At 56.2% G+C, this 21,864-nt stretch carries 21 protein-coding genes and 1 pseudogene; 10 read left to right on the top strand and 12 right to left on the bottom strand.

All coding sequences use genetic code 11. The features are described 5' to 3' along the window. Nucleotides 1-3: 3 nt before the first annotated feature. Entirely contained in the window at nucleotides 4-729 is a 726-nt protein-coding gene (fliP, locus tag IE087_RS00660) for a flagellar type III secretion system pore protein FliP (RefSeq protein WP_189367003.1), read from the top strand. 294 nt (nucleotides 730-1,023) lie between these two features. Here fliP and IE087_RS00655 read toward each other — a convergent pair. The 6 genes and pseudogenes from IE087_RS00655 to IE087_RS00630 all read right to left on the bottom strand — a co-directional run bounded on the left by IE087_RS00655 (nucleotide 1,024) and on the right by IE087_RS00630 (nucleotide 7,514). After that, nucleotides 1,024-1,586: pseudogene (locus tag IE087_RS00655) on the bottom strand (transposase). Between the two features lie 96 nt (nucleotides 1,587-1,682). Then, nucleotides 1,683-2,783, bottom strand: coding sequence for a flagellar basal body P-ring protein FlgI (locus IE087_RS00650; RefSeq protein ID WP_189367002.1), 1,101 nt, complete (start codon nucleotides 2,781-2,783; stop codon nucleotides 1,683-1,685). Then, nucleotides 2,780-3,787: a flagellin N-terminal helical domain-containing protein gene (locus IE087_RS00645; RefSeq protein ID WP_189367001.1), complete on the bottom strand. Its 1,008-nt coding sequence runs from the start codon at nucleotides 3,785-3,787 to the stop codon at nucleotides 2,780-2,782. Before IE087_RS00645 ends, IE087_RS00650 begins: the two co-directional genes overlap by 4 nt. A 2-nt stretch (nucleotides 3,788-3,789) precedes the next feature. Next, the gene (gene flgK / locus IE087_RS00640; protein WP_189367000.1) at nucleotides 3,790-5,235 is read right to left on the bottom strand and encodes a flagellar hook-associated protein FlgK; all 1,446 of its coding nucleotides are present in this window, start codon (nucleotides 5,233-5,235) and stop codon (nucleotides 3,790-3,792) included. Between the two features lie 39 nt (nucleotides 5,236-5,274). Continuing rightward, on the bottom strand, nucleotides 5,275-6,576 hold the full coding sequence (locus tag IE087_RS00635) for a flagellar hook protein FlgE (RefSeq protein ID WP_189366999.1): 1,302 nt from the start codon (nucleotides 6,574-6,576) through the stop codon (nucleotides 5,275-5,277). A gap of 98 nt (nucleotides 6,577-6,674) precedes the next feature. Beyond that, on the bottom strand, nucleotides 6,675-7,514 hold the full coding sequence (locus IE087_RS00630; protein WP_189366998.1) for a flagellar motor protein MotB: 840 nt from the start codon (nucleotides 7,512-7,514) through the stop codon (nucleotides 6,675-6,677). Between the two features lie 131 nt (nucleotides 7,515-7,645). Between IE087_RS00630 and IE087_RS00625 the strand changes: the two genes are divergently transcribed. Beyond that, a complete protein-coding gene (locus tag IE087_RS00625; protein WP_189366997.1) occupies nucleotides 7,646-8,860 on the top strand; it encodes an MFS transporter in 1,215 nt (404 codons plus the stop codon). Nucleotides 8,861-8,948: 88 nt separating this feature from the next. On the opposite strand, the gene trhO is transcribed toward IE087_RS00625, so the two are convergent. Further along, a complete protein-coding gene (gene trhO, locus IE087_RS00620) occupies nucleotides 8,949-9,872 on the bottom strand; it encodes an oxygen-dependent tRNA uridine(34) hydroxylase TrhO (RefSeq protein ID WP_189366996.1) in 924 nt (307 codons plus the stop codon). Between the two features lie 87 nt (nucleotides 9,873-9,959). Between trhO and pncA the strand changes: the two genes are divergently transcribed. Further along, on the top strand, nucleotides 9,960-10,556 hold the full coding sequence (gene pncA, locus IE087_RS00615; RefSeq protein ID WP_189366995.1) for a bifunctional nicotinamidase/pyrazinamidase: 597 nt from the start codon (nucleotides 9,960-9,962) through the stop codon (nucleotides 10,554-10,556). A 59-nt stretch (nucleotides 10,557-10,615) separates the two neighbouring features. Then, nucleotides 10,616-11,908, top strand: a complete 1,293-nt coding sequence (gene pncB / locus IE087_RS00610; RefSeq protein WP_189366994.1) for a nicotinate phosphoribosyltransferase — start codon at nucleotides 10,616-10,618, stop codon at nucleotides 11,906-11,908. A gap of 148 nt (nucleotides 11,909-12,056) precedes the next feature. On the opposite strand, the gene IE087_RS00605 is transcribed toward pncB, so the two are convergent. Both IE087_RS00605 and IE087_RS00600 read right to left on the bottom strand, forming a co-directional pair. After that, complete coding sequence (locus tag IE087_RS00605) at nucleotides 12,057-13,211, bottom strand: MFS transporter (protein ID WP_189366993.1); 1,155 nt, start codon at nucleotides 13,209-13,211, stop codon at nucleotides 12,057-12,059. Nucleotides 13,212-13,221: 10 nt separating this feature from the next. Then, the gene (locus IE087_RS00600) at nucleotides 13,222-13,779 is read right to left on the bottom strand and encodes an NADPH-dependent FMN reductase (protein ID WP_189366992.1); all 558 of its coding nucleotides are present in this window, start codon (nucleotides 13,777-13,779) and stop codon (nucleotides 13,222-13,224) included. 105 nt (nucleotides 13,780-13,884) lie between these two features. Between IE087_RS00600 and IE087_RS00595 the strand changes: the two genes are divergently transcribed. The 5 genes from IE087_RS00595 (at nucleotide 13,885) to IE087_RS00575 (ending at nucleotide 17,816) form a co-directional block, all read left to right on the top strand. Next, on the top strand, nucleotides 13,885-14,739 hold the full coding sequence (locus IE087_RS00595) for a LysR family transcriptional regulator (RefSeq protein ID WP_189366991.1): 855 nt from the start codon (nucleotides 13,885-13,887) through the stop codon (nucleotides 14,737-14,739). A 118-nt stretch (nucleotides 14,740-14,857) separates the two neighbouring features. After that, complete coding sequence (locus IE087_RS00590; protein ID WP_189366990.1) at nucleotides 14,858-15,730, top strand: NmrA/HSCARG family protein; 873 nt, start codon at nucleotides 14,858-14,860, stop codon at nucleotides 15,728-15,730. A gap of 61 nt (nucleotides 15,731-15,791) precedes the next feature. Then, the gene (locus IE087_RS00585; RefSeq protein ID WP_189366989.1) at nucleotides 15,792-16,349 is read left to right on the top strand and encodes a DUF924 family protein; all 558 of its coding nucleotides are present in this window, start codon (nucleotides 15,792-15,794) and stop codon (nucleotides 16,347-16,349) included. Further along, complete coding sequence (locus IE087_RS00580) at nucleotides 16,346-16,834, top strand: SgcJ/EcaC family oxidoreductase (protein ID WP_189366988.1); 489 nt, start codon at nucleotides 16,346-16,348, stop codon at nucleotides 16,832-16,834. Before IE087_RS00585 ends, IE087_RS00580 begins: the two co-directional genes overlap by 4 nt. Then, nucleotides 16,818-17,816: a glutathione S-transferase family protein gene (locus tag IE087_RS00575; RefSeq protein WP_189366987.1), complete on the top strand. Its 999-nt coding sequence runs from the start codon at nucleotides 16,818-16,820 to the stop codon at nucleotides 17,814-17,816. The genes IE087_RS00580 and IE087_RS00575 overlap by 17 nt, the downstream gene beginning before the upstream one ends. Before the next feature lie 210 nt (nucleotides 17,817-18,026). On the opposite strand, the gene IE087_RS00570 is transcribed toward IE087_RS00575, so the two are convergent. Together IE087_RS00570 and IE087_RS00565 are read right to left on the bottom strand one after the other, a co-directional pair. Then, nucleotides 18,027-18,893, bottom strand: coding sequence for a DMT family transporter (locus IE087_RS00570; RefSeq protein WP_189366986.1), 867 nt, complete (start codon nucleotides 18,891-18,893; stop codon nucleotides 18,027-18,029). Further along, entirely contained in the window at nucleotides 18,890-19,756 is an 867-nt protein-coding gene (locus IE087_RS00565; protein ID WP_189366985.1) for a DMT family transporter, read from the bottom strand. The genes IE087_RS00570 and IE087_RS00565 overlap by 4 nt, the downstream gene beginning before the upstream one ends. A 184-nt stretch (nucleotides 19,757-19,940) precedes the next feature. Between IE087_RS00565 and IE087_RS00560 the strand changes: the two genes are divergently transcribed. Then, the gene (locus IE087_RS00560; protein ID WP_189366984.1) at nucleotides 19,941-20,414 is read left to right on the top strand and encodes an Lrp/AsnC family transcriptional regulator; all 474 of its coding nucleotides are present in this window, start codon (nucleotides 19,941-19,943) and stop codon (nucleotides 20,412-20,414) included. Between the two features lie 498 nt (nucleotides 20,415-20,912). Here the strand turns inward: IE087_RS00560 and IE087_RS00555 are convergent, their stop codons facing one another. Beyond that, complete coding sequence (locus IE087_RS00555; RefSeq protein ID WP_189366983.1) at nucleotides 20,913-21,833, bottom strand: helix-turn-helix domain-containing GNAT family N-acetyltransferase; 921 nt, start codon at nucleotides 21,831-21,833, stop codon at nucleotides 20,913-20,915. Nucleotides 21,834-21,864 lie beyond the last annotated feature (31 nt).

Genomic DNA, 21,864 nt, shown 5'->3' with positions numbered 1-21,864 from the left:
CGAATGGTCGCACGCGCGTTTTTCATTTTATGTTTGGTCATATGTCCTTTAGCAGCCGACGCGCAAGACATCGCCATCTCCCTCGGAGACGATTCATCATTGAGTGCAAGGACGCTTCAGCTAATTGCCCTGATCACTTTGTTGAGCCTCGCCCCCGGTCTGGCAATAATGATCACGTGCTTTCCATTTCTTGTGACGGTTCTGTCGATCCTTCGCCAGGCAATTGGGTTGCAGCAATCTCCACCGAACATGCTTATTGTCAGCCTGGCTCTCTTTTTGACGTATTTCATAATGGAACCTGTTTTTTCTGACGCGTGGGCAAGTGGTTTGGGGCCTCTAGTAAATGAGCAAATTGACCCACAAGTTGCCTTTGAGCGTACGCTTGACCCGTTCAGAAAGTTTATGGCCGCAAGACTTGATGCTGACACTTTTACTGCAATGGCCGATTTGCGACCGGATACACAGGGTGTCTTGCTCGATTCCGACGCGCCTTTGTCCGTGTTGATTCCAAGTTTTTTATTGTCTGAAATCTCTCGTGCATTTCAGGTCGGTTTTCTGATTTTTCTCCCATTCCTAATAATTGACCTCGTCGCAGCCGCCGTATTGATGAGTATGGGTATGATGATGGTCCCTCCGGCCATTGTTTCCCTACCGTTTAAATTGGCTTTTTTTGTGATTGCGGACGGGTGGCAACTCATTGCTGGTAGCCTAGTTCGGAGCTACTTTTAGGGAAACGCCCGTCACGCTCCAATTCTATGTCGCATATGGTTTGTCTGACGTCAGCGCCAATGGGGCAGTTTTGGTAAACTTGATGCGTGAGGGTTTCTGGCGGAGCAAAATCATCAAGGAGTGGAGATGATACAGAAACCTGGAACAATTAAGAGACACGGCTAGAAGATCGTCAAAGAGATCCGCCTGCGATCCGCAAACAGTATTCGGCTGAGGAAAAATCAGGATTTTGTTCGAAGGTCTTAACGGCGAAAATAGCGTCGCCCTTAGTGTGTATACAGCTAGCGTCATATTTCATAGGCAGTAGATGGCGGTTGGAGCGAGTGGGATGGCTAAGAGGAAGACTTTCCGGCATGTGTTGTATCGGGTTGCCATGCGTCGTCAGTCTTTCGACCTGCCGAACATGATCTCGATATGCTTGTGCCATTTATAGCGACGCTTGTCGTATGTGACGGTCTTCTTGCGTGGCTCTCGGCGCGAGATGCAGGAACGTATCACCTTGGTTTTCATGCCGCCTTTGGTGCGACCAGTCAGGCGCCCACGCCTCCTTTTTGACGCCATGCTTTCAGATGGGTTGCGTCGATCATCACGGTCTTCTCTTCACCGTGTTCGGCCGCCAAGCCTACCGTTGTAAGGGCAAAAACCTCCTTGTTGCTATAACCGATACCCTCAATGTGGAGCGTCTTATGAGGGCCGTAAGCCCTGGGAGTGTCTCTCTAGCGTAACCCATTGCGAATGATGAAGATGACCCTACTGATTACACGCCGATCATCAACGCGAGGTTTGCCGTGGGACTTGGGGAAGAAGGGCTAAAGACGCGTCACCTGCGCATCTGTCAGCCAATACAGATCAGGCATTACACCGCTCGTCTTTTGGGACCGTGAAACACGACACTAATGGCAAATCAATGGGTCCCCACCCGGATAATCATTCCTCACCAGTTTCGTGATCGGTTATCTGACAACAAATTCGGCGTGAAGGGCGCCAGCGGCTTTGATGCTCTTCAGGATATCAATCATGTCTCGTGGGGCAACGCCAAGCGCGTTGAGGCCGGCTATCACCTCTGACAGCGAAGTGCCTTCCGGAAGCTCTGCAAGACCGGGGCCATCTTCTTCTTGTAAATCCACGGTTGTCCTGGGGACGACGACGGTTTGACCATCGGCGAAAGGGTTTGGCTGAACAGCCAGAGGCTGTTCTTGGACACGCAATGTCAGATTGCCTTGTGATACGGCGACACGTGATATCCGGACTTCGTCACCCATAACGATAGTCCCAGAGCGTTGATCAACAACGACACGAGCTCGGCGCTCGGGTTCGACGGCAATGTTTTCAATCCGACCAAGAGCGTGCGCAACTGACCTCGCGCGTGTTTGGCGAACATCGAGCGCAACGGTACCAGAATCGAGCATTGTCGCCACGGACCGACCAAAGACAGCATTGATCGCGTCCTCTATCCGTGCCGCGGTAGTGAAGTCAGGGTTGCGCAGAGCGAGCCGCATGTCAGTCAGGTTGCTGAGTTCAAAATCGATTTCCCGCTCGATACGAGCACCAGATGGAACAATACCTGATGTGGGAACGCCTTGGGTAACGCGTGCTCCATCCCCTTCTGCAACAGCACCCCCAGCAATTATTGTGCCCTGAGCCACGGCATAGATTTCACCGTCGGCTGCATTCATGGGGGTCATGACCAACGTTCCACCCAAGAGGCTCTTTGCGTCTCCAATCGCGGACACGGTGATGTCAATTTGGCTCCCACTCCGGGCAAAGGGTGGCAAAGTTGCAGTAACAATGACCGCTGCAACATTCTTGGGTCGAAACTGCTCACCGGTAACATTGACGCCCAAGCGTTCAAGTATGTTGGTCATGATATCTTCGGTAAACGGAGCGTTTCGTAGACCGTCTCCTGTTCCGTCCAACCCGACAACAAGTCCGTATCCGACCAGATCATTGCCGCGCACCCCATCGAAATCGACTAAGTCTTTGATTCGAATGGGACTTGCTGCCGCAACGGTACCGAAGATCAATGCTGCTATGCAAACGATATAGCGTATCATCTGATGAAGTTGACCAACGTTAAATCGGACATGCGTGCGCTGATTGTATACAGGCTTTGAAGCTGGAATTGTACTGCCTCCAATTGGGTCGCGGTATCGAATGGATCGGCTTGAAGGAGCGCGCCCTTTGCAAGTTGTAGAGAGGTGTCGCGCGCAGCGTTCCTCGCCGCAATAGTTTCAATCCTCGCCTCTGCCGCCCCAACCCTGCTTTGTGTTGCAGTCAGCGACTCTTTCGATTCGAGGATTTTAGTCCCGGCTCTCTCTAGTAGATCGCGTTGATTGTCGGCTGACAGGCCCAATGCGCCATCGGCCGCGACGGTCGCGAGCGCGACACCCTTGAACAGGTCGCGAAACACCTGATCATCTGCTTTCAAATCGACCGCTACCTGCTCATTTTCGGCCAATTGGAAAGGTAGAATCGAAACGCCTGAACCGGTGTATGCCGAGGTGCTGAAACCGGCAGGATCATCAAACCATTGATCAATCGCAGCTTCTATGTCTGTTAGACTTGAATTGCCTGTAATCGCGGCTCGTAAGTCAGCTAGCACCACCTCGGCATCATTTAGTGCGCGACTGTCCGTCGCGGCACCAGCAAAGAGCGAACGGCCTGCACTGGACGTGTTCAAAGCTGACACGAGACTTTTGAACTCTGTTTCCGCCGCAGTCGACATTTGGTCCAACACTGGGCCGCTGGCACTGGCTGAAACAGTAAGCAAGTCGGTGCTGAGCAGACCCACCCCTGCGTCCATACGATCAAGCGCACTTTGCACTGATGACGCAAATTGTGCGGCTTCTGACCCAGCCACTTTGAACGCGGATAGGCCGCGTAAATCGTTTTCAATGCCCGAAAGGTAAGCCACATTACCTGCAAGAACGGATTTGGTATCGCTGACTTGTCCCGTTTGCAGTTCTTCGGCCAACCGGGCCATATCTGCTTTGATGGCGGCGCCGCGCCGCTGCAAGAGAAATGTCTGTGCAAGGTCGCCCAAGCCGTAGCTGCTCATCGTCAAATCCTCAGGATCGTGTCGAACATTTCGTCGACGGTTGAAATGACCCGAGCGTTTGCCGCGTAAGCTTGCTCAAGGATCATTAAGTTCTGTATTTCCACGTCAGTATCGACACCCGCTGCCAATTCAACTTGCTGCAAATCCGAAAATTGGGCGGCAGCAAAAGACATCTGGCGGTCTGCTCTCAGTCGCTCGGCGCCGATTTGGGATGACATGGAGACTACAACATCCTGCAATCCAAGCGGACCGGACCCGAACAGACCGGAGGCTTGTGGCCGGGCAGTCTCCAAGGCACCCGCGAGTGCGTTCAGTAGTGATGCATTGCCCACTTCGCCAGGTGTGGTCGCCCCCAGCCCGTCGCGAATGCGCCAAGTTTCATTCCCTTGATCCGGATCGACCAAAGCATTGAGAGACAGGCGGCTGGCCAAGCCAAGGTCCGCGGCGGGATCCAGCGGATTGTTCGCATCGGTGAACAGCCCAGCATCATTGATACCAAGCGTTGGATCAACGGTACTGTCTTCGAAACGTTCGATCAGATCGCGGGCAACTGCGTCGACGTGCAATTGTGCGCGCGGTGCGATTTCGTCCCGGATTTCAAATTGCGCACCCAACGTTCCACCATGCAACCGACCATGTTCTGAAGAGGTGTTTACAGAAACCCCGTTGAGCGTGAGCCCAGAGAGTGTTCCGTCCTCGATGGACTCGTAAGGCGTGACAAGGTTGGCCGGTTCGAAACCGACTTCAACAGCCTTTCCCTCAAGCAAGATCGCGCCGCCGGTCGAATAAAGCGACACTGCGCCTCTGTCTCGAGGGATTGTTCGGAGTGGAACCATTTCACTGATCTCGTCGATCAGTTGCTGGCGTTGATCCAGAAAGGCAGGCAAATCGACGTCGTTTCCGTTGCTTGCGACGATGCGTGCGTTCAGTGTCTCAACCCCTTTGAGGGCGTCATTCAATCTTTTGACTTGCGTGTTGATGCTGTGATCAGCTTGCGTACGTGCGTCCTGTATGCCTTTTGCGACCGAATTGATTGATTGCGCCAGATCTTTGGCTGCAAAGGCAGCAGTAGTTAATCGCTCGGCGGCGTCTGGCCGACTGCTAGCCGTAATTAGGCTTTGTTCAAAATCGGAAATACGTGCTGCAAGCGACGCAGGGTCGTCGGGCGTTCCCACCAAATCCTCGATCCGTGTGAGAGCTGCGGATGTTTCACTGCGGTAGCCGGTTTCTGCCCCAGCGAGTCGCCTGTCATTGACGATTTGCTGATCGACATGGCGTGTGATCCCGTTGATCCTCACTCCGACATTGGGGTCGGATGAAACCGCCAAGGTTCGACGGACGTAACCGACTGTGTTTGCGTTTGCTATGTTTCCCGAAACGATTTCGGAACCTCGGCTCGCCGCCCGCAAGCCCGACATGGCTGAAGAAAGTGCACTGGTAAGTGTCATATCGCCGATTCCCGCTACTATTTATCCTTCCTGTTGGCGTCAGCGTTTGATGTTGGTGGTCTCCTGCAACATCTCATCTACGGTCTGGATCACTTTGGCGTTTGACGAGTAAGCCCGCTGGGTCTGGATCATGGAGGTCAATTCGCCAGCAACATCAACAGATGATTCCTCGCGGGCATAGGCGATGATATCTCCGGTCGGTCCATCACCTGCATCCCAAAGGAAATAGCTCCCGCTTTCGGGTGAAGGCAGATAAGTCTGCTGGTCCAAAGCCACCATTCCATTCGGGTTGGGAAGATCAGCCAATGGAATTTGAAAGACAGTTCGACTGATTCCGGTGTCAAAGAACGCCGTCACGAAGCCGTTTGTATCAACCTCCACGCCCGTCATGTTGCCGACGGGAGAACCGTCTTTTGAGATAGAAAGCGGTGCGAAGCTATCCGATAGCTGCGTGAGGCCATCACTTTCACCCAATTGTCCGATGTTGATTTCGAGAGGCCCGCCATCAACGTTGACGATGACGTTACCTGTCGCCGGATCATACGCGCCACCACTGGTGGACGTGACCGATGCCAGGGTACCGCCAGCTGATCGGCTGTCATCGAATGTCAGAACGTATTCTCCCACCACGGCGCCGCCCATCGCGGAATCGGTCAATTGCATGGTCCATTCATTTGATGTCCCCGAAGCGGGCACAGTCGGAATGAAGTTTATGCTAATGGTTTCGGATGTGCCTAGGTTATCAAAGTATTCTATGGAAAGCTGTTGTGGGTCTCCTGACGCGTCGGCTTCGGTATCCGTGGCCGGGAGGTTCACGCCAAGCGAAATTCTTGTGGTCGGTTCCCCAGAGAATTGATTTACGTTGATCTGAACGGGCTGGAGCCCATCCGATGTATCTCTCGGGAATGGCGGTACGGTGCCATCGGCAAGGGCTGGCCAGCCGAGCAGGATCAAACCTGAATCGGACCGCAAATAGCCCTGTGCGTCAGTTCGAAAGGATCCCGTTGTGGTAAGCAGCATCTGGCTACCACCATTGCCTGACAGAACATCGCTGCTTCGTGCCACGGGCAACATACCCCGTCCACGCACTGCGAGGTCGGTTGGATTTGATGTCGTTACCAACGATCCGCTTTGATCAATCAGCCGGGAGGTTGAAGCGCGAACTCCCCCGGCAGAATAGCTGCCGCCATTGGACGAAATGACAAGCGACTGAAAGTCGGTCTGAACGCGCTTGTAGCCAAATGTCGATGAGTTCAAGATATTGTCTGAAATAGACGCGAGCCGCGTCGCATTTGCCTGTAGCCCTGCAACACCTGCATTGAGCGAGGAAGAAATCGTCATGGACACGCCTTTCTGCTGTACCGACCGAATTGGGACAACAGATACGGCGCGCGCCTTAACGCAGGGCTAACAGATAAAATCCAAGCTATTCCCGCGGGTCACTCCCTTAGAAAAATGATCTCCAGCCGGTTGTTGCGTACCGCCATTGGGTTCCTGACGGCGGCTTCGCGATCGGCGTGACCGGTGACGCGTTCTATCCGTTCGCTGGGCACTCCAGTCTGCTTCAACAGCTTGCGCATTGCATCGGCTCGCGCGACAGACATCTGCCAGGTCGATCTTTCCGCAACTACAATTGGTTGCGCCTGTACATGCCCTTCCACGGCGATGTTGTTTTCGATCGTCCGGGACGCTTCGGTGATCAGTCTGGACAGACCTCGCAACAGCGGCGTTGGAATATCAGTGCCATCCTCGAATAGGGGGGTATCCTCAAGCGCGAACACTTCGACCACCAGGCCTTCGTCGGTCAGGCGGGTCACGATGTGCTGGAGGTCATTGTCCATGACCTTTGTTTCGCCGCCCTTGCCCAGCAACTGGGCTTCAAGAGATTCAAATGCTTCATCTTGCGCCGCAGTAAGATCACCCTGATCATCTGATCCCGTTTCTCCGCGGGCCTGCTTGGACTCTGTGGGGCGCTTCGACGATGCGCCGGTACCGTTCTGCGGTAGCGTGACCTCGGAAAACACGCTGTCCCCGCCAAAAGCACCATCACCACCGCCCGAGATGCGGTTGACGGGGATCGTTGGCGAAAAGTAATCTGCGATCCCCTTGCGTTGCTTTTCGGTTGTTGCGTTCAGCAGCCACATCAACATGAAGAAGGCCATCATCGCGGTCACGAAGTCCGCATAAGCCACTTTCCAGGCGCCACCATGGTGACCATCGCCGCCTGACACCTTCTTTTTCTTGATGATGATTGGCCGCGCATTGGCTTGCGCGCTCATAACCCACACCTCATTTTCACCCGAAAAAAGGCGTATCACGCAGCATGTTACGGCGGGCTTAACACATAGAATTGTCAACAATTTGCAGCCCAAAGTCTTGTACTGGCGCGCTGGCAGTGCGCAGATGCGTCATGACCACTTCCTTGCATGATAGCCGGTATGCATGGCTGCGGCTTGCACTGACCCTTGCCATTGCGATGGTCGCCAATGTGGGGATGTGGGCCATTATCGTGATCATGCCCGCTGTCGAAGCCGAATTCGGCGTCGGCCGGGCGTCGGCAAGCCTTCCATACACACTCACGATGATCGGATTTGCCGTTGGCAACTTTGTTGTCGGACGGGCGGTCGATACCTGGGGTGTATCGCGTGTTCTTGTTGTCTGCGCGATTGCCATCGCGAGCGGGTATGGGCTGGCAACACTCAGCGGGTCGATCCTGAGCCTTTCCATGGCGCAATTGCTGATCGGGTTTGGCACGTCGGTAGGCTTTGGCCCTTTGATCGCTGACATTTCGCACTGGTTCCTGAAGCGGCGTGGCATTGCCGTGGCCGTCGTGGCCAGCGGGAACTATCTGTCCGGGGCCATCTGGCCGATCCTTCTCGCAGACATTCTTGAGGATCAAGGATGGCGCGCAGCCTATACCGTACTGGCAATGTCCACGCTCGTCGTGGTCATTCCGCTGGCCTTTGCATTGCGTCGGCAGGTTCCGGACACTGCTCACCAATTGGCCGAAGCTGCATCCAGTGCGAATGCGGTCTCATCCGGCCTGTCGCCGTGGGCACTCAGTTTGCTTCTAGGCCTTGCAGGAGTAGGGTGCTGCGTCGCGATGTCGATGCCGCAGGTGCATATCGTCAGCTATTGCGTTGACCTTGGTTACGGGCCTGCCGTGGGTGCCGAAATGCTGGCGCTGATGCTGTTGGGCGGCGTAGGATCACGCTTGGTATCAGGTCTGCTGGCGGACCAGTTGGGTGGCGTAAAAACACTGCTTCTTGGATCTGTCCTGCAATGCATTGCATTGCTTTTGTACCTACCGTCGGACGCGCTGATTTCACTGTATGTCGTCAGCCTGATCTTCGGGCTCAGTCAGGGCGGGATAGTGCCCAGTTACGCTGTGATTGTGCGGGAATACATGCCCGCACGAGAGGCTGGCGCGCGTGTCGGGTTTGTCATGATGGCAACGATCCTTGGTATGGCGCTTGGCGGTTGGATGTCGGGCTGGGTCTACGATGTGACGGGCAGCTACCAGATGGCATTCTGGAACGGGATCGCCTGGAACGCGTTGAACATTGCCATTATGCTCTGGTTGCTCAGCCGAAGCAAATCCCAAGGGATGCTGCGCCTAGCTTGACATGCTCTGCGACGGGGCGCTTACGTTGTCGCAACTGCGCTTCGGCTGGTGATGCAGATCCGGTAAGTTGGACGTGTCGTCCGCTCTATCAACCCTTGTCGGGGACCATGGGACCGCTCAGGTGATCCTCGCCGCGCACACGTGCCAGCTCGATTTGTTTCTGGCGTTCGCGGAACCGGGCCTTGTCGTCATCGCTGGTCTCATCCTTGCAGTGGTGACAGCTGACGCCTGCCTCGTATTCAGAACGGCTTTGATCGGCAGGCAGAATGGGCCGACGGCAGGCGTGGCACAGCTGATGCGGCCCCACCTCAAGCCCGTGCCCGACGCTCACGCGCCCATCAAAGACAAAGCATTCGCCCTGCCATACACTGTCCTGTGCAGACACTTCCTCAAGATACTTCAGGATACCGCCTTTCAGGTGGAACACGTCTTCGACGCCTTGACCCAGCAGGTAGTTCGTGGACTTCTCGCACCGGATTCCACCGGTGCAGAACATCGCCACCTTCTTGTTGTGGAACCGGTGCTTGTTTTCTTCCCACCACGCCGGGAATTCGCTAAAACTGCGGGTTTGCGGATCAATTGCACCGTCAAACGTGCCGATGGCCACCTCGTAGTCGTTGCGTGTGTCAATGACGGCAACATCCTCGCGACCGATCAACTCGTTCCACTCGGCAGGATCAACATAATGGCCTACCCGCGCTGCCGGATCGACATCCGGTTGGCCCATAGTCACGATCTCTCGCTTCAGGCGCACCTTCATCTTGCCAAATGGAGGGCTTTCGCTGGTGCTTTCCTTCCACTCCAAATCGGAGCAGCCGGGCAGGGCGCGGATGTGCGCCAGAACGGCATCAATGCCCGCGCGCGGCCCGGCGATTGTACCGTTGATCCCCTCCGGGGCCAGCAGCAAGGTGCCCTTTACGTCCTGTCCGCAGCAGAGCGCGGCCAGCGGTCCCTTGATCGCGGCAGTGTCATCGAAGCGTGTGAAGTGGTAGAGGGCGGCAATGGTATACATGGCCGCGAAATAGGCGATGGGTGTGCCCTTGCGCAAGGGGGCAGGCGAGTGTCACAACGTCGCCAGGCAACGCAAGGAGGTTGATCCATGACCCGCGCCCTGATCGTGATTGATGTGCAGAACGACTTTTGCCCCGGTGGCGCGCTCGCCGTGCCCGGCGGGGATGAGATTGTGTCAAGTATCAATGCACTGATGGCAGAGCATGAGGCCGTTGTGCTGACACAGGACTGGCACCCGTCGGGGCATTCCTCGTTCGCGTCCTCGCATGACGGAAAAGCACCCTACGATATGATCGACATGCCTTATGGTCCGCAGGTGCTGTGGCCAGATCATTGCGTTCAGGGTACGCAAGGCGCGGCTTTTCACGCAGACCTCAATACAGATCGCGCCGATATGATTGTGCGCAAAGGGTACCGTCCGGCTATCGACAGCTATTCTGCCTTCTTTGAAAACGACCACGAAACACCCACGGGGCTGGAAGGATACCTGCGCACACGTGGGATCACCAAACTGACCATGGTTGGGCTGGCAACGGACTTCTGCGTGAACTTCTCGGCAGTGGACGCGGCCAAACTGGGGTTCAACGTAACCGTCCAGATGAGTCTGTGCCGCGCCATTGATCTGGAAGGATCGCTGGCAGCTGCGCAGTCCGGCATGATAGATGCTGGTGTCACGCTGGCCTGACTTGCCCCCGTGCGCCGGAATGGGGCACAACAGGCCACCAAAGCCAAGGAAACGCACCCATGGTCGACATCGCCACACGTGTCTGGAACCACAAATGGAAGATTGACCCAATCGTGCGGTCGCTCATTGACACGGATTTCTACAAGCTCTTGATGTGCCAGTCGGTGTTCCGGAACAAGCCGGATACGCAGGTGACATTCTCCCTCATCAACCGATCTAAACATGTGCCTTTGGCCAAACTGATTGACGAGGGAGAGCTGCGTGAGCAGCTCGACCACATCCGCTCACTTTCGCTGCGGCGCGGGGAAAGCACTTGGATGCGGGGCAATACGTTCTATGGCAAACGCCAGATGTTCACGCCCGAATTCATGGACTGGTTCGAGGCATTGCGCCTGCCTACCTACCACCTTGAGCGCCGTGAGGATCAATATGAACTCACATTCGAAGGGTCTTGGCCGGAGGTCATGCTTTGGGAAATTCCGGCGCTGGCGGTGCTGATGGAACTGCGCGGGCGCGCTGTTTTGAACGAAATGGGTAAGTTCGAACTGCAGGTCCTTTATGCCCGCGCCATGACCAAGCTGTGGGAAAAGATTGAGAAACTGCGCGGTCAAGATGGGTTGCGCGTGGCCGATTTCGGGACCCGGCGCCGGCACTCCTTTTTGTGGCAGGACTGGTGCGTGCAGGCTATGGGCGAAGGGCTGGGCTCACAATTCGCTGGCACCTCGAACTGCCTGATCGCCAAGAACCGCGACCTCGAAGCCATAGGAACGAATGCCCACGAGTTGCCCATGGTCTATTCGGCATTGGCACAGACTGACGAAGAACTGGCGCAGGCTCCCTATGATGTGCTGAGCGATTGGCATGACGAGCACGACGGCAACCTGCGCATCATCCTGCCCGATACCTATGGCACCGAGGGATTTCTTGCCCGCGCGCCTGATTGGCTTGCAGGCTGGACGGGCATTCGTATCGACAGCGGTGATCCGGCGACGGGCGCCGAAATAGCAATCAAATGGTGGCAAGAGCGGGGGGAAGATCCTCGCGAAAAGCTGGTGATCTTCTCGGATGGGCTCGACGCTGACAAGATCATCGAGCTGCACAAGCAATTTGCGGGCCGGGTCAAAGTGTCCTTTGGCTGGGGCACGATGCTGACGAACGATTTCAAAGGGCTCACACAAGACGACCGCCTCGCCCCGTTTTCATTGGTATGCAAGGCGGTGTCGGCGAACGGGCAACCAACGGTTAAACTGTCGGACAACCCGAACAAAGCCATGGGCTCACAAGCCGAGATCGAACGGTACAAGCGCGTATTCGGGGTGGGAGAGCAACGGGCAGTGGAGGTTGTGGTTTAGTGGCTGCCCAGCCAAGCGCCGATCTGGCAAACACTAGAAGCCTGCAAGGACCAGACTTCCCAACCCAAAGGAGGCATTGGTCTCAGGCGTTCTGATGACGACAGCGCGGGACAAACCCGACCTTCAAGTCTTTAGCTCGAATGACCGCTCATCGACTTTTCACCAACGTCGCAGCTGCAAAGGCCACGAATGCGATCCCTGCTCCGACAAAACCGAGAGTCGCAAATCCAACCGATCCGACGACAAGACCACCAATCCCGGCTCCAATGCCTTGGCCAAGATAAATGACGGAGGTGTTCAACGCGAGCGTAAGCGCGCTCTGCTCGGGATCAGCCTGAACCAGTGCCTTTTCAATCGCCGGTGACGGCGCAATCAGAGTCGCTGAGGTTAGAAAGATCACGACTGCTACGAGCGCGATGTTGAACCACGTGCCAGGCGTTCCGCTCAGGAACACGAAGCTCCAAGTTCCGAGGACCAACGCAAAGAGAAGATACATCACCCTCATGTTCGGCAGGAACGCGCGTCGATCCGCGAGAATGCTGCCGACGATGAGGCCACCGATGGACCCAAAACCTATGGCCGATTGCATTGCGCCGATGCCAGCGCCTTCGAGACCCGTCGATGCCGTGATGATAGGACCAAGATAGGCGATGATTGGATAAGCCGCGATAAAGGACGTGCCGATGAGGAACAGTCCCAGCATTACGATTGGCTTTTTCAAGACCGACCAATCTGACTTTGGTGGCGTATCATCTGCGGCGCTGGCAGGCACAAGGAAGGCAATCGCAGGGATCGCAGCCAACGCGACAATGGCCGCGAACACGAAGGTTGAACGCCAACCGAATGCGCTCCCAACAACCGTGCCGAGTGGTACACCGACGATGAAGGCGATGGTCAGGCCCGACAGGATAATGCCAAGAGCTTGCCCCTGGCGCTCTGCGTGGACGAGACTTGCGCCGATGGCTCCGGCCATGGGCATGACTCCCGCAGATACGACCGCCGCGAGAACACGAGATGCAAGAAAACCCTCAAATACTGGAAGGAATGCCGTTCCCAGATTTACGACCGAGACGCCCGCGAGTGACGCAATTAACACCCTTTTGCGCTCAAATCTCGATAGCGCACTTACCACAAGAGGCGAAGCGATTGCGCTGGTTATGGCGAACGCGGCAATAAGTTGTCCCGCCGTCGAAACAGACACGCCCAGGTCGGACGCTAAGTCCGCCAGAAGACCCGAGAACACGTAACTTTGCGTGCCGACAACGAATGCGGCAAGCGCAAGGATATAGATTGCAATCGGCATGGCAGCAGTCCTAGGCAGGTAGGGTTTCGGAAGTCAGAAGTTTCAGGCCATCACGAAGCTTTTCAATCAGTTCCGGGTCCGACAGGCTTTCTGTCGTCTCGTTGAATTTCTCCTGCCATGGGCCGACCGCTAAGTGCGCCCGCACATCCCCGCCAAGGTAGGGTGCAGCTTCGGCAGCTGTGGCCAGAACTGTGCCACCGCCCCACTCACCGCCCGACGCGGACATGAAGAGTGCCGGCTTGTCTTGCCAAACGTTCACGTTAATTCGGGACGTCCAATCAAGAATGTTCTTGAATGCAGCGGTATAGCTGCCGTTGTGTTCGGCGTAGGAGATGATCAACACATCCGCTTTTTGTATCGCCGCATGGAAGGCATGCGCCGCGCCCGGTATGCCGTGCGCCTCTTCGCGTTCCGGTGAGTAAATCGGCATCTCGAATTCGTTAAGGTCAAGAACATGAATTTCCGCGCCTTTTGCAATCTCTGTGGCCATCACTTGTGAGGCGTGGCGTGCAAGACGGGCATTGATCGAAGTGGTGCTGTTGCTCGCACCAAAAGCAAGAATGTGCATGAATGGCCTCCGGCTTCTAAATCTCTTGCGCTGTATCTAATGTTGCATCAGAGTTTGATAGCGCGTGAAATGAGCATTGGATGCTCACAGAAGTGACAAGCTAGTTTGGACAATTGGAATGAAATTCGCACGGCGGCACATGTCGCTCGGCTTGGGACGATCAGTGCGGCCTCAGCAGAACTTGGCGTGCACCGGATCACCGTGACACGGCATATCGACGCCTTGGAAAGCTTGTTGGGTGCCAAGCTTTTTCAGCGGCACGCGCGTGGCTTCACCCCAACCGAGTTAGGGCTGGAGCTGTTGCGCATTGCTGATGCAACGGATGCTCAGTTTGGCGAACTGCATCGGCTGGCGCGGGGTGCTTCAGACAAGATCGACGGCACGGTCGTCGTCACAGCCCTGGATGTCCTGATCCCCTTCATTCTGCCAATGATTGCCCAGGTCCAAACCGAGCATCCCAGCCTGAACGTAAATCTAGTCAGCAGCGACAGGGTGCTAAAGCTCGAGTATGGGGAGGCCGCATTGGCTTTTAGGATTGGAGCCAAGCCAGATCATCCAGACAACGTTGTCATTCCTGCGCTCACGATTGACATGGGGCTCTACGCGTCACCGCAATACATCGAAACCCATGGGCGACCGAACACGCAAGATGCATTCAAAGCACATCGTTTTGTCGGACCGGATGACAGCGCACCCCGCCCTCCTTACTTTGACTGGCTTGAAGCTGACGTTCCAAGCAACTGTATTCACCTTCGCTGCAACAATGTGGTCAGCACCTTCGAAGCCGTCAAAGCTGGCCTTGGGATAGGGTTTTTGCCAAAACAGACCGCTGAAGCTCTTGACTGCGTTCAAATCATGGAACCAGAGCCACTTTGGCAGGAAACTGTTTGGGCCGTGACGCATATGGATCTGCACCGCAGCTCCAAGGTTCAGGCAATTTTGAGTGCTGTTCGATCCTGAAAGCGGTGCTGCGGATATAACATGAATGAGCATATGCTGCTCATTTAGCGATCTACTCATCATTCAGTCGACATATCACTTCCAGGGCAACACCAATTGGCTCTGAGAGGATTTGTCCATGTCGTCCCCCAAAATATATGACCGTCCCATCGTCGTGTCTGGCTCCACCGGCAAGCAAGGTGGTGCTGTCGCCAAGCATCTCTTGGCCAATGGCCATTCTGTCCGCGCGCTGACGCGCAGTCCGGACAAGCCAGCAGCAAAGGCGCTGGCCGAGGCTGGGGCAGAAGTGGTCAAAGCAGATCTTGAAGACCGCGCATCGTTGGATACTGCGCTCGAAGGCGCGGCGGGCCTCTACTCGGTTCAGGACTTTCTGGAAGCCGGTGTCGAGGCGGAAGAGCGGCAGGGCATCAACCTCACCGAAGCCGCCGCTGCGTCTGATATCGAACATATCGTCTATACCGGCGCATCAACAATGGACCGCAACACAGGCGTGCCGCATCTCGACAGCAAGTGGAACGTCGAAATGGCGATCCGCAACTCGGGCAAGCCCTGGACCGTGTTCCGACCCGCGGCCTTCATGGACAATTGGGAGTGGGAACGTGAAAGCATCGCCGAAGGCGGCGCGATCCACTATCCGATGAACCCCGACATGCCCTACTCCCAGATCGCCTGTGACGACATCGGACGCATGGTTGCCTTGGCCTTTGAGCAGCCCAGTATGTGGGCGAGCAAAGCATCCCCGATCACGGCAGACATTTCAACGATGAAAGAGGTCGCGGCCACGCTCGGGCGCGTCATGGGCCGCGACGTTGCATACAATCAGACCACCTATGCTCAGGCACAAGAAGCCATGGGCGAGGAGCTGATGCTGATGTTCAAATCCTTCAATCACATTGGCATGGACGGCACCCCGTACAACCTGCGCCAATGGCTTGGCGAGATCACCGACTTTGAAACCTATCTGCGCAATGCAGGATGGGGCCAAGGCTGATTCAGTGACGCCGGTGTGGCGGCATAAGAGCCGCCCGCCCGGACCAATGAGGGTTTCTAAGATGACCGCCGCTGTTCAAGACGTTCTCGAATTCTGGTTTGCCAAAGGCATGGCCCGCAACTGGTTCGGTGGCGGCGATGCTTTTGATGCCAAGGTGAAAGAGCATTTTGGATCAACGCTGCAAGCGGCGGCAGCAGGGCAACTTGAGAATTGGAAAGAGACGGTCGATGGGCGCCTAGCCCTCGTGATCGTCCTCGATCAATTCAGCCGCAACATCCATCGCAGCGATATCGCGACGTATGCCAACGACCCCGCCGGACTTGAATTGGCGAAGTTTGCGCTTCGGATGGGTGACGACCTTTGGCTCAAGACCTACCGCCCGGACGACTGGCGCACCTTCCTGTACCTTCCATTCATGCACAGCGAAGACTTGGAGGATCAGCGCCGCTGCCTTGAACTCTACCAGATGCATGGGCCTGAACACGGCGTCGCCCACGCGCGGCACCATCTGGATATCGTGGCGCGGTTCGGACGCTTCCCGCATCGCAACGCGATCCTTGGCCGCGAAAGCACACCCGAGGAGTTGAGCTTTATGGCCATCAAGGAGCGCGCAGGATGAGCCGCTTTTATGACAGCGGCGAAGCAGTGACACGGGCCTTCTTTGACGCCTGGAATGTCCAGGACCTCGATTGGTTGGCCGACCTCTTCGTGGAAGACGCCGATTTCGTGAATGTCGTCGGCTTTTGGTGGACCAATCGGCGTCAAATCCGAAAGGCGCATGAATACGGGTTCCGCAAGATTTTCCAGAACGCCCGTGTTGACTTGGTCGCGGTGAAGATGCGTGCTTTGGGCGACGATGTTGAAGTCGTCCACACAGTTTCGACGCTTGATGGCCAGAACGACGAACATGGCGTGACCGCTGGTCAGCGGGTAGCCGTCATCACCATTGTGGCCCATCGCCAAGACGAGGGTGGTTTCCGCATTGTCAGTTGCCAAAACACCGACCGCGTTGACGGTGCGGACACACATTTCAACACGGAAGCCGGGTTCCGGCCCGCAACCTACCAGACAGACCAGGGAGACACCGATGGGCGTCCTGATTAACGGCAAGTGGCACCGTGACGGCGACGAAGAAGTGGTTGACGGTGCGTTTCAGATGGCCACGCCTAAGTTCCGCAACTGGATCACAGCAGACGGGGCACCTGGCCCAACTGGCGACGGCGGGTTTGCCGCCGAAAGCGGGCGCTATCACCTATATGTGTCCTACGCCTGTCCATGGGCGCATCGCACACTTATTTTTCGGGTGCTGAAGGGTTTAGAGGATCACATCGACGTTTCAGTGGTTTCCCCGTTCCTCGGCGACGAGAGCTGGACCTTCGCGCAAGACGCCGATGCGACCACTGGCGACCGAGTAATGGGCCACACGTTCCTGCGCGACATCTACCTAGCGTCAGAGCCAAACGCCTCCGGACGTGTCACCGTCCCTGTCCTTTGGGACAATAAGACGGACAAGATCGTTTCGAACGAGAGCGCCGAGATCATCCGCATGTTCAACAGCGCCTTTGATGCGATCACCGGCAGCACTGACGACTACTACCCGAAAGCGCAGCGTGATGAGATCGACGCCATGAACGCAAACGTGTTCAAGGCAGTGAACAGTGGCGTCTACGCCGCGGGCTTCGCAACTGCGCAGTCCGCTTATGATGAAGCTGTCACCCGACTATTCGATATGCTGGATGATCTGGATGACTTGTTGGGACGTCAGAGATACCTGATCGGCGATAGGATCACAGAAGCCGACTGGCGGCTCTTCACCTCACTTGTGCGCTTCGATCACGTTTATCATGGGCATTTCAAATGCAATCGGAAACGGCTCACTGACTACCCCAACCTCATAGGCTGGCTACGCGAATTGTACCAGATACCCGGGATTGGCCAGACCGTGCGGCTGGATCACATCATCCCGCACTACTACGCCAGCCACGACTGGATCAATCCCAGCCGAGTTGTGGCCGTGGGGCCGGAAATGACGTTTGATCGGCCAACGCCGCGAGGCTTGGACAGCGAGCTTGTTCGTCGCGCATGAGCAGACCTTCGCTGCACTATGGTAATCGTATGGGTATGGGCTCCAGAGCAGACCTTGGGTTGTGTGCAAATCTGATCTAGCCTTGGGTCGACAAAAAGGAGCGTTGAACGTCGCCCGCGCAGGACAAATCGGGCTTTCGCTGCGCGGCGCGCTGAAGTCCGTTTTGTGTGGCGGTAGACGAGTAGGACAACGCCCTCAAATCAAGTCCTTTCACCGCGCGAGGAGCATCGAGATCAGGATCATAACTGTTCCTGCGATGACGGTGACCGTGATGCTTTCTTTGAGAACAAACGCGCCGATTGCAACACCAAATACCGGCACGAGGCTCATGCCTAGAGAGAAGCGCGAAAGGCCGACGCGGCGGATGAGTCCGTAGCGCAGGACGAAGGCTAAGCCCGTCGGCACGAGGCCCAGATAGAGGACCGCCAGTACCGTCGAGGTAGGCGGCATGATCGTCGGGAGCGCGACCATTGCTGCGAGAGGCATCGTCATCACGGCTGCCATCGTCAAAACATAGGCTGTCATAGACAGGATTGGCAGGCCGTCAATACGCCGCGCGAGAGCTCCTGCCAGGACGTAGCAGAACGAAGCGCAAAGCCCGGCTAAGATGGCGAGCCGCGAGCCCCCAAAAGACACGTCTCCATCGCTTAGGATCACTAAGGTAACCGCACCGGTCGCGGCAATACAGGCCGCTACCTTCTTTATGGACAATCGATCATCGATGGTTACGACATGGGACAATAACAATGCGAAGCATGGTCCGGTTCCCATAATGAGCGCCATCGTACTGGCGGTTAGGTAGGTCTGCGCCCAAGCGATAAGGGTGAACGGGATCATGAAGTTCAGAGCCGCGATGACACATAGGAGGCCGATGATGCTGAGATCGGCCCGAGGCCAGCCGTGAAGCTTGATTGCGATGGGTAACAGAACCAGCGCGCCGATAAAGAGCCGGATTGCCGCGACAGCGAGAGGGGAAATGGTCTGCAATGCCACCTCAATTGCCGTGAAAGCAGACGCCCAAATTAGGGCGAGAAGTATCGTCAGCGCGAGATCTATTTGGCGCGGCGGCGCGATCATGCCGCGCGTCCCACCCGAACTGTCCAAAGACCGGCCAGGACGATCAGTGTTGTTCCGATTACGACGGAAAGACTTGGCACCGTGCCAAGCAGCAGCAAAGCCCAGAAAGCAGCGAAGGGAAGGTAAACATAGTCAAGCCCAGCGATGGTGACCGTCGGGCCTGTCTGATAGGCGCGCGCCAAGGCGAAATGGATGGCGATGGAGAGGCCACAAAGGATAAGGAGCGTACCAAGTTCATTCAGATGCAGCGGGGCCCAACTTTGCATAAGGAATGGGTAATCAAGCCTAGGCTCAACCATGGAGGTCAGCACGATCCCGCTTGCTCCGATCCCAAGGAAGACGATGTTTAGAGAGACCGTCAACGCGCCCGGGCCAATCCCGACCGTTCGTCCCCGCGTCACTACGGCAGCGAGTGCGTAGCAGATCGCGGACAGGACCGGGACAAGTGCAACGAAAGAAAAACCTGTGCCATCAGGACGCAGCACGAACAGCACTCCGCTGAACGCGATGGCCATCGCGAACACTTGCCTCCGGCTTGGCCGCTCCCCCAGGAGAAGCGCAGAGAACAGGACGATGAAGAGTGGTCCGGTGTAATAGCAGGCCGCCACCACCGACAGATCGAGACTCGGAAGCGCTGCATAGAAGCCGATGTACATCGCTACCAATAAGGCGGAACGCAGTAGCGCCCACCGTTGCAGGGCCAGTCGAAACAGCCCTGTCGTATTGCCACGCAAAAGGACGAACAAGACCGGCAGCGCGATGGCGGACCGCAGCGCGAAGAACTGCCAAAGCGGCAGGCCTGCGCTCAGCAGTTTCACCAACGCGTCCTGCAGAGCCATCATCGTAGTGGCAGTCAGGATCATGATAGGGCCACTGTGGAGGGCGGCGGATATTCTTTTGGGCGTCAGGACTGGGGGCATCGCGAAGAATGATCTGTTGAGGTCGTGGCGATGCTAAGCGACGGATGAGGTCGCACGGCGGCAAAGAACAGTGACCTGACGCCGCCTCGCGGCTTTTTGTTGTGCTTGATTGCCGCTACACTGCGTTATGACCAGACTTGATGCAAAGAGCCTTCAAATCCTCGACCTGCTCCAATCGGACGCCACGCTAACTTCTGCGGAGATCGCCGAGCGTGTTGCCCTGTCGCCGACTGCTTGCCAGCGCCGCATCAAGCGGATGCGTGACGACGGCGTCATCTTGCGAGACACTGTGGTTGTCGATCCCGCGGAACTCGACGGCTATATGACCCTAATTGTGCAGGCGAGCTTGGTTCGGGGCCAGAGCGACATTGTGGGCGGCTTCAAGAAGGAGCTTCGCGAAGCGCCTCAGGTCCAGCAGTGCTACTACGTGACCGGCGATTATTCCTTCGTGATTGTCATCATTGTGCGGAACGTCCCGGAGTACGAGCGTTTCATACAGCGCATGTTCTTAGAGAATCCTCGGGTTCTTAGATTCCAGACCAGTCTCGTGATGGGGCGGGTCAAGATGGGGCTACAGGTTCCGATCAATTCTGTAGGCTGATCCGAGTGCTAGTGTGTTCCAGCACGTACAGCTGAGTGGGAAAGCAAAATGAAATGCGTCGACCGTTTCAGTAGCGTTTCTCCACCTTTCGGAACTGCCCCACGGGCATATCTAGCAACCTTTAGAACGCCACGCCGCGATTACAGCAAAAATCGGTAAATGCTGCCATTCGCACACCTTGAGTTACTGGGTAGATTGGGCTCGTCCCTACCCATCGCCACCCTGTCGATTAGTGTCGGCTTGCCAGCATACTTGACTGGACCGCGCCGGTCGCTTGCGTCCCAGATTTGAGAAACGCTAAGCCGTTGAATTCTTAGTTAGGGCAGTCTCACCAAATAGGTGATCCGACACGCAATGTCGGGCTCCCCATACAATGAGGCTGAACTGTTAGGCTGTTGTCACCGTAGACCCGACCTTTTGTGGTTCTGACACCGACGATACCACGCGGGACCCTGTCGCCCTTATGCGTAGTGTTTCGAGAGTCTGCGTTGATCCACTTCAGGCAGTGCAATGCCTCACGAATTCCTGCTCGAATACTCGGGTGCCCCATTGCTCGCCCGATGTCTCATGTGCCAGGGCGAATCCATGCTTTTCATAGAGATGACGCGCCGCGTCGAGACCTCGGAAAGTCCACAGGTGCGTGCGATCAAAGCCGCCATCGTCAACAAAGGCCGTCGCTTTTCCAAGCAGCAGGTTTCCAATGCCCGCCCCCTGCGAACGTGGACTAACAATAAACCAGCGCAAGTGCGATACACCTTCACCTAGATCTTCACTGTCAAGTGAGAGAGACCCAACCAGTTCATCCCCCAAATACGCTGAGAAGGTTGTGTTCTTTGGGTTGCCGATCCGTCCCATAAACTCTGACATTTCCGTTGCTACTTTACGTTCAAACACGGCCCCAAAATCGTAGTGCTGCGCATAATAGGTAGCGTGAAGGTGTGCGACAGAGGCGATGACCCCTGTGCAGTAACCCTCTCGCACCTCGATTTGGGGAAGCACGGTCTTTACTGGATGGTCTTGTGCATTTAGCGACTTGGCAAAGAGCGACAGTCCGGTTCCGATCTGCGCAACATCGTCCTGTGATAGAGCACTGAGGGCAGATCGCAGCTGTCGCCGTCCAAAGCGTTCAACATCGCGAAGCAGCACTCGTCCGTCATCCGTCAATGAAAGTATCCGAGAACGCTTGTCGGCCGGGTCTGGTTCCGTAGAGATCAAACCATCTTTTTCGAGCTTTTGAACAAGGCGGCTGACGCTGGATTTTTCCAGATGCAGGAGCGTCCCAAGGTGGCTAGCTGTGTTAACCGTGCCGTAACCCAGCTCGACAATCGTATGAACGGCGGACGGCGACAGGTCGGTGCCTGCAAGGCCCTTTTGCATAAAGCCAAGCTCTCGCACGATATGCCGCGCAGAAGCGCGCATTCTGTCGATTCGGGACGTGAGAAGTTGTCGA

It is taken from the genome of Tateyamaria omphalii (assembly GCF_014651375.1).
Taxonomy (GTDB): domain Bacteria; phylum Pseudomonadota; class Alphaproteobacteria; order Rhodobacterales; family Rhodobacteraceae; genus Tateyamaria; species Tateyamaria omphalii.
Note: the sequence above shows the minus strand (reverse complement) of the source record. Positions and strands in the feature narration are given on the sequence as shown.

Excerpts from the sequence above, each read along its gene's own strand:
- fliP (WP_189367003.1), top strand. The coding sequence starts at position 4 with ATGGTCGCACGCGCGTTTTTCATTTTATGTTTGGTCATATGTCCTTTA.
- IE087_RS00650 (WP_189367002.1), bottom strand. The coding sequence starts at position 2,783 with ATGATACGCTATATCGTTTGCATAGCAGCATTGATCTTCGGTACCGTT.
- IE087_RS00645 (WP_189367001.1), bottom strand. The coding sequence starts at position 3,787 with ATGAGCAGCTACGGCTTGGGCGACCTTGCACAGACATTTCTCTTGCAG.
- flgK (WP_189367000.1), bottom strand. The coding sequence starts at position 5,235 with ATGACACTTACCAGTGCACTTTCTTCAGCCATGTCGGGCTTGCGGGCG.
- IE087_RS00635 (WP_189366999.1), bottom strand. The coding sequence starts at position 6,576 with ATGACGATTTCTTCCTCGCTCAATGCAGGTGTTGCAGGGCTACAGGCA.
- IE087_RS00630 (WP_189366998.1), bottom strand. The coding sequence starts at position 7,514 with ATGAGCGCGCAAGCCAATGCGCGGCCAATCATCATCAAGAAAAAGAAG.
- IE087_RS00625 (WP_189366997.1), top strand. The coding sequence starts at position 7,646 with ATGACCACTTCCTTGCATGATAGCCGGTATGCATGGCTGCGGCTTGCA.
- trhO (WP_189366996.1), bottom strand. The coding sequence starts at position 9,872 with ATGTATACCATTGCCGCCCTCTACCACTTCACACGCTTCGATGACACT.
- pncA (WP_189366995.1), top strand. The coding sequence starts at position 9,960 with ATGACCCGCGCCCTGATCGTGATTGATGTGCAGAACGACTTTTGCCCC.
- pncB (WP_189366994.1), top strand. The coding sequence starts at position 10,616 with ATGGTCGACATCGCCACACGTGTCTGGAACCACAAATGGAAGATTGAC.
- IE087_RS00605 (WP_189366993.1), bottom strand. The coding sequence starts at position 13,211 with ATGCCGATTGCAATCTATATCCTTGCGCTTGCCGCATTCGTTGTCGGC.
- IE087_RS00600 (WP_189366992.1), bottom strand. The coding sequence starts at position 13,779 with ATGCACATTCTTGCTTTTGGTGCGAGCAACAGCACCACTTCGATCAAT.
- IE087_RS00590 (WP_189366990.1), top strand. The coding sequence starts at position 14,858 with ATGTCGTCCCCCAAAATATATGACCGTCCCATCGTCGTGTCTGGCTCC.
- IE087_RS00585 (WP_189366989.1), top strand. The coding sequence starts at position 15,792 with ATGACCGCCGCTGTTCAAGACGTTCTCGAATTCTGGTTTGCCAAAGGC.
- IE087_RS00580 (WP_189366988.1), top strand. The coding sequence starts at position 16,346 with ATGAGCCGCTTTTATGACAGCGGCGAAGCAGTGACACGGGCCTTCTTT.
- IE087_RS00575 (WP_189366987.1), top strand. The coding sequence starts at position 16,818 with ATGGGCGTCCTGATTAACGGCAAGTGGCACCGTGACGGCGACGAAGAA.
- IE087_RS00570 (WP_189366986.1), bottom strand. The coding sequence starts at position 18,893 with ATGATCGCGCCGCCGCGCCAAATAGATCTCGCGCTGACGATACTTCTC.
- IE087_RS00565 (WP_189366985.1), bottom strand. The coding sequence starts at position 19,756 with ATGATCCTGACTGCCACTACGATGATGGCTCTGCAGGACGCGTTGGTG.
- IE087_RS00560 (WP_189366984.1), top strand. The coding sequence starts at position 19,941 with ATGACCAGACTTGATGCAAAGAGCCTTCAAATCCTCGACCTGCTCCAA.
- IE087_RS00555 (WP_189366983.1), bottom strand. The coding sequence starts at position 21,833 with ATGCGCGCTTCTGCGCGGCATATCGTGCGAGAGCTTGGCTTTATGCAA.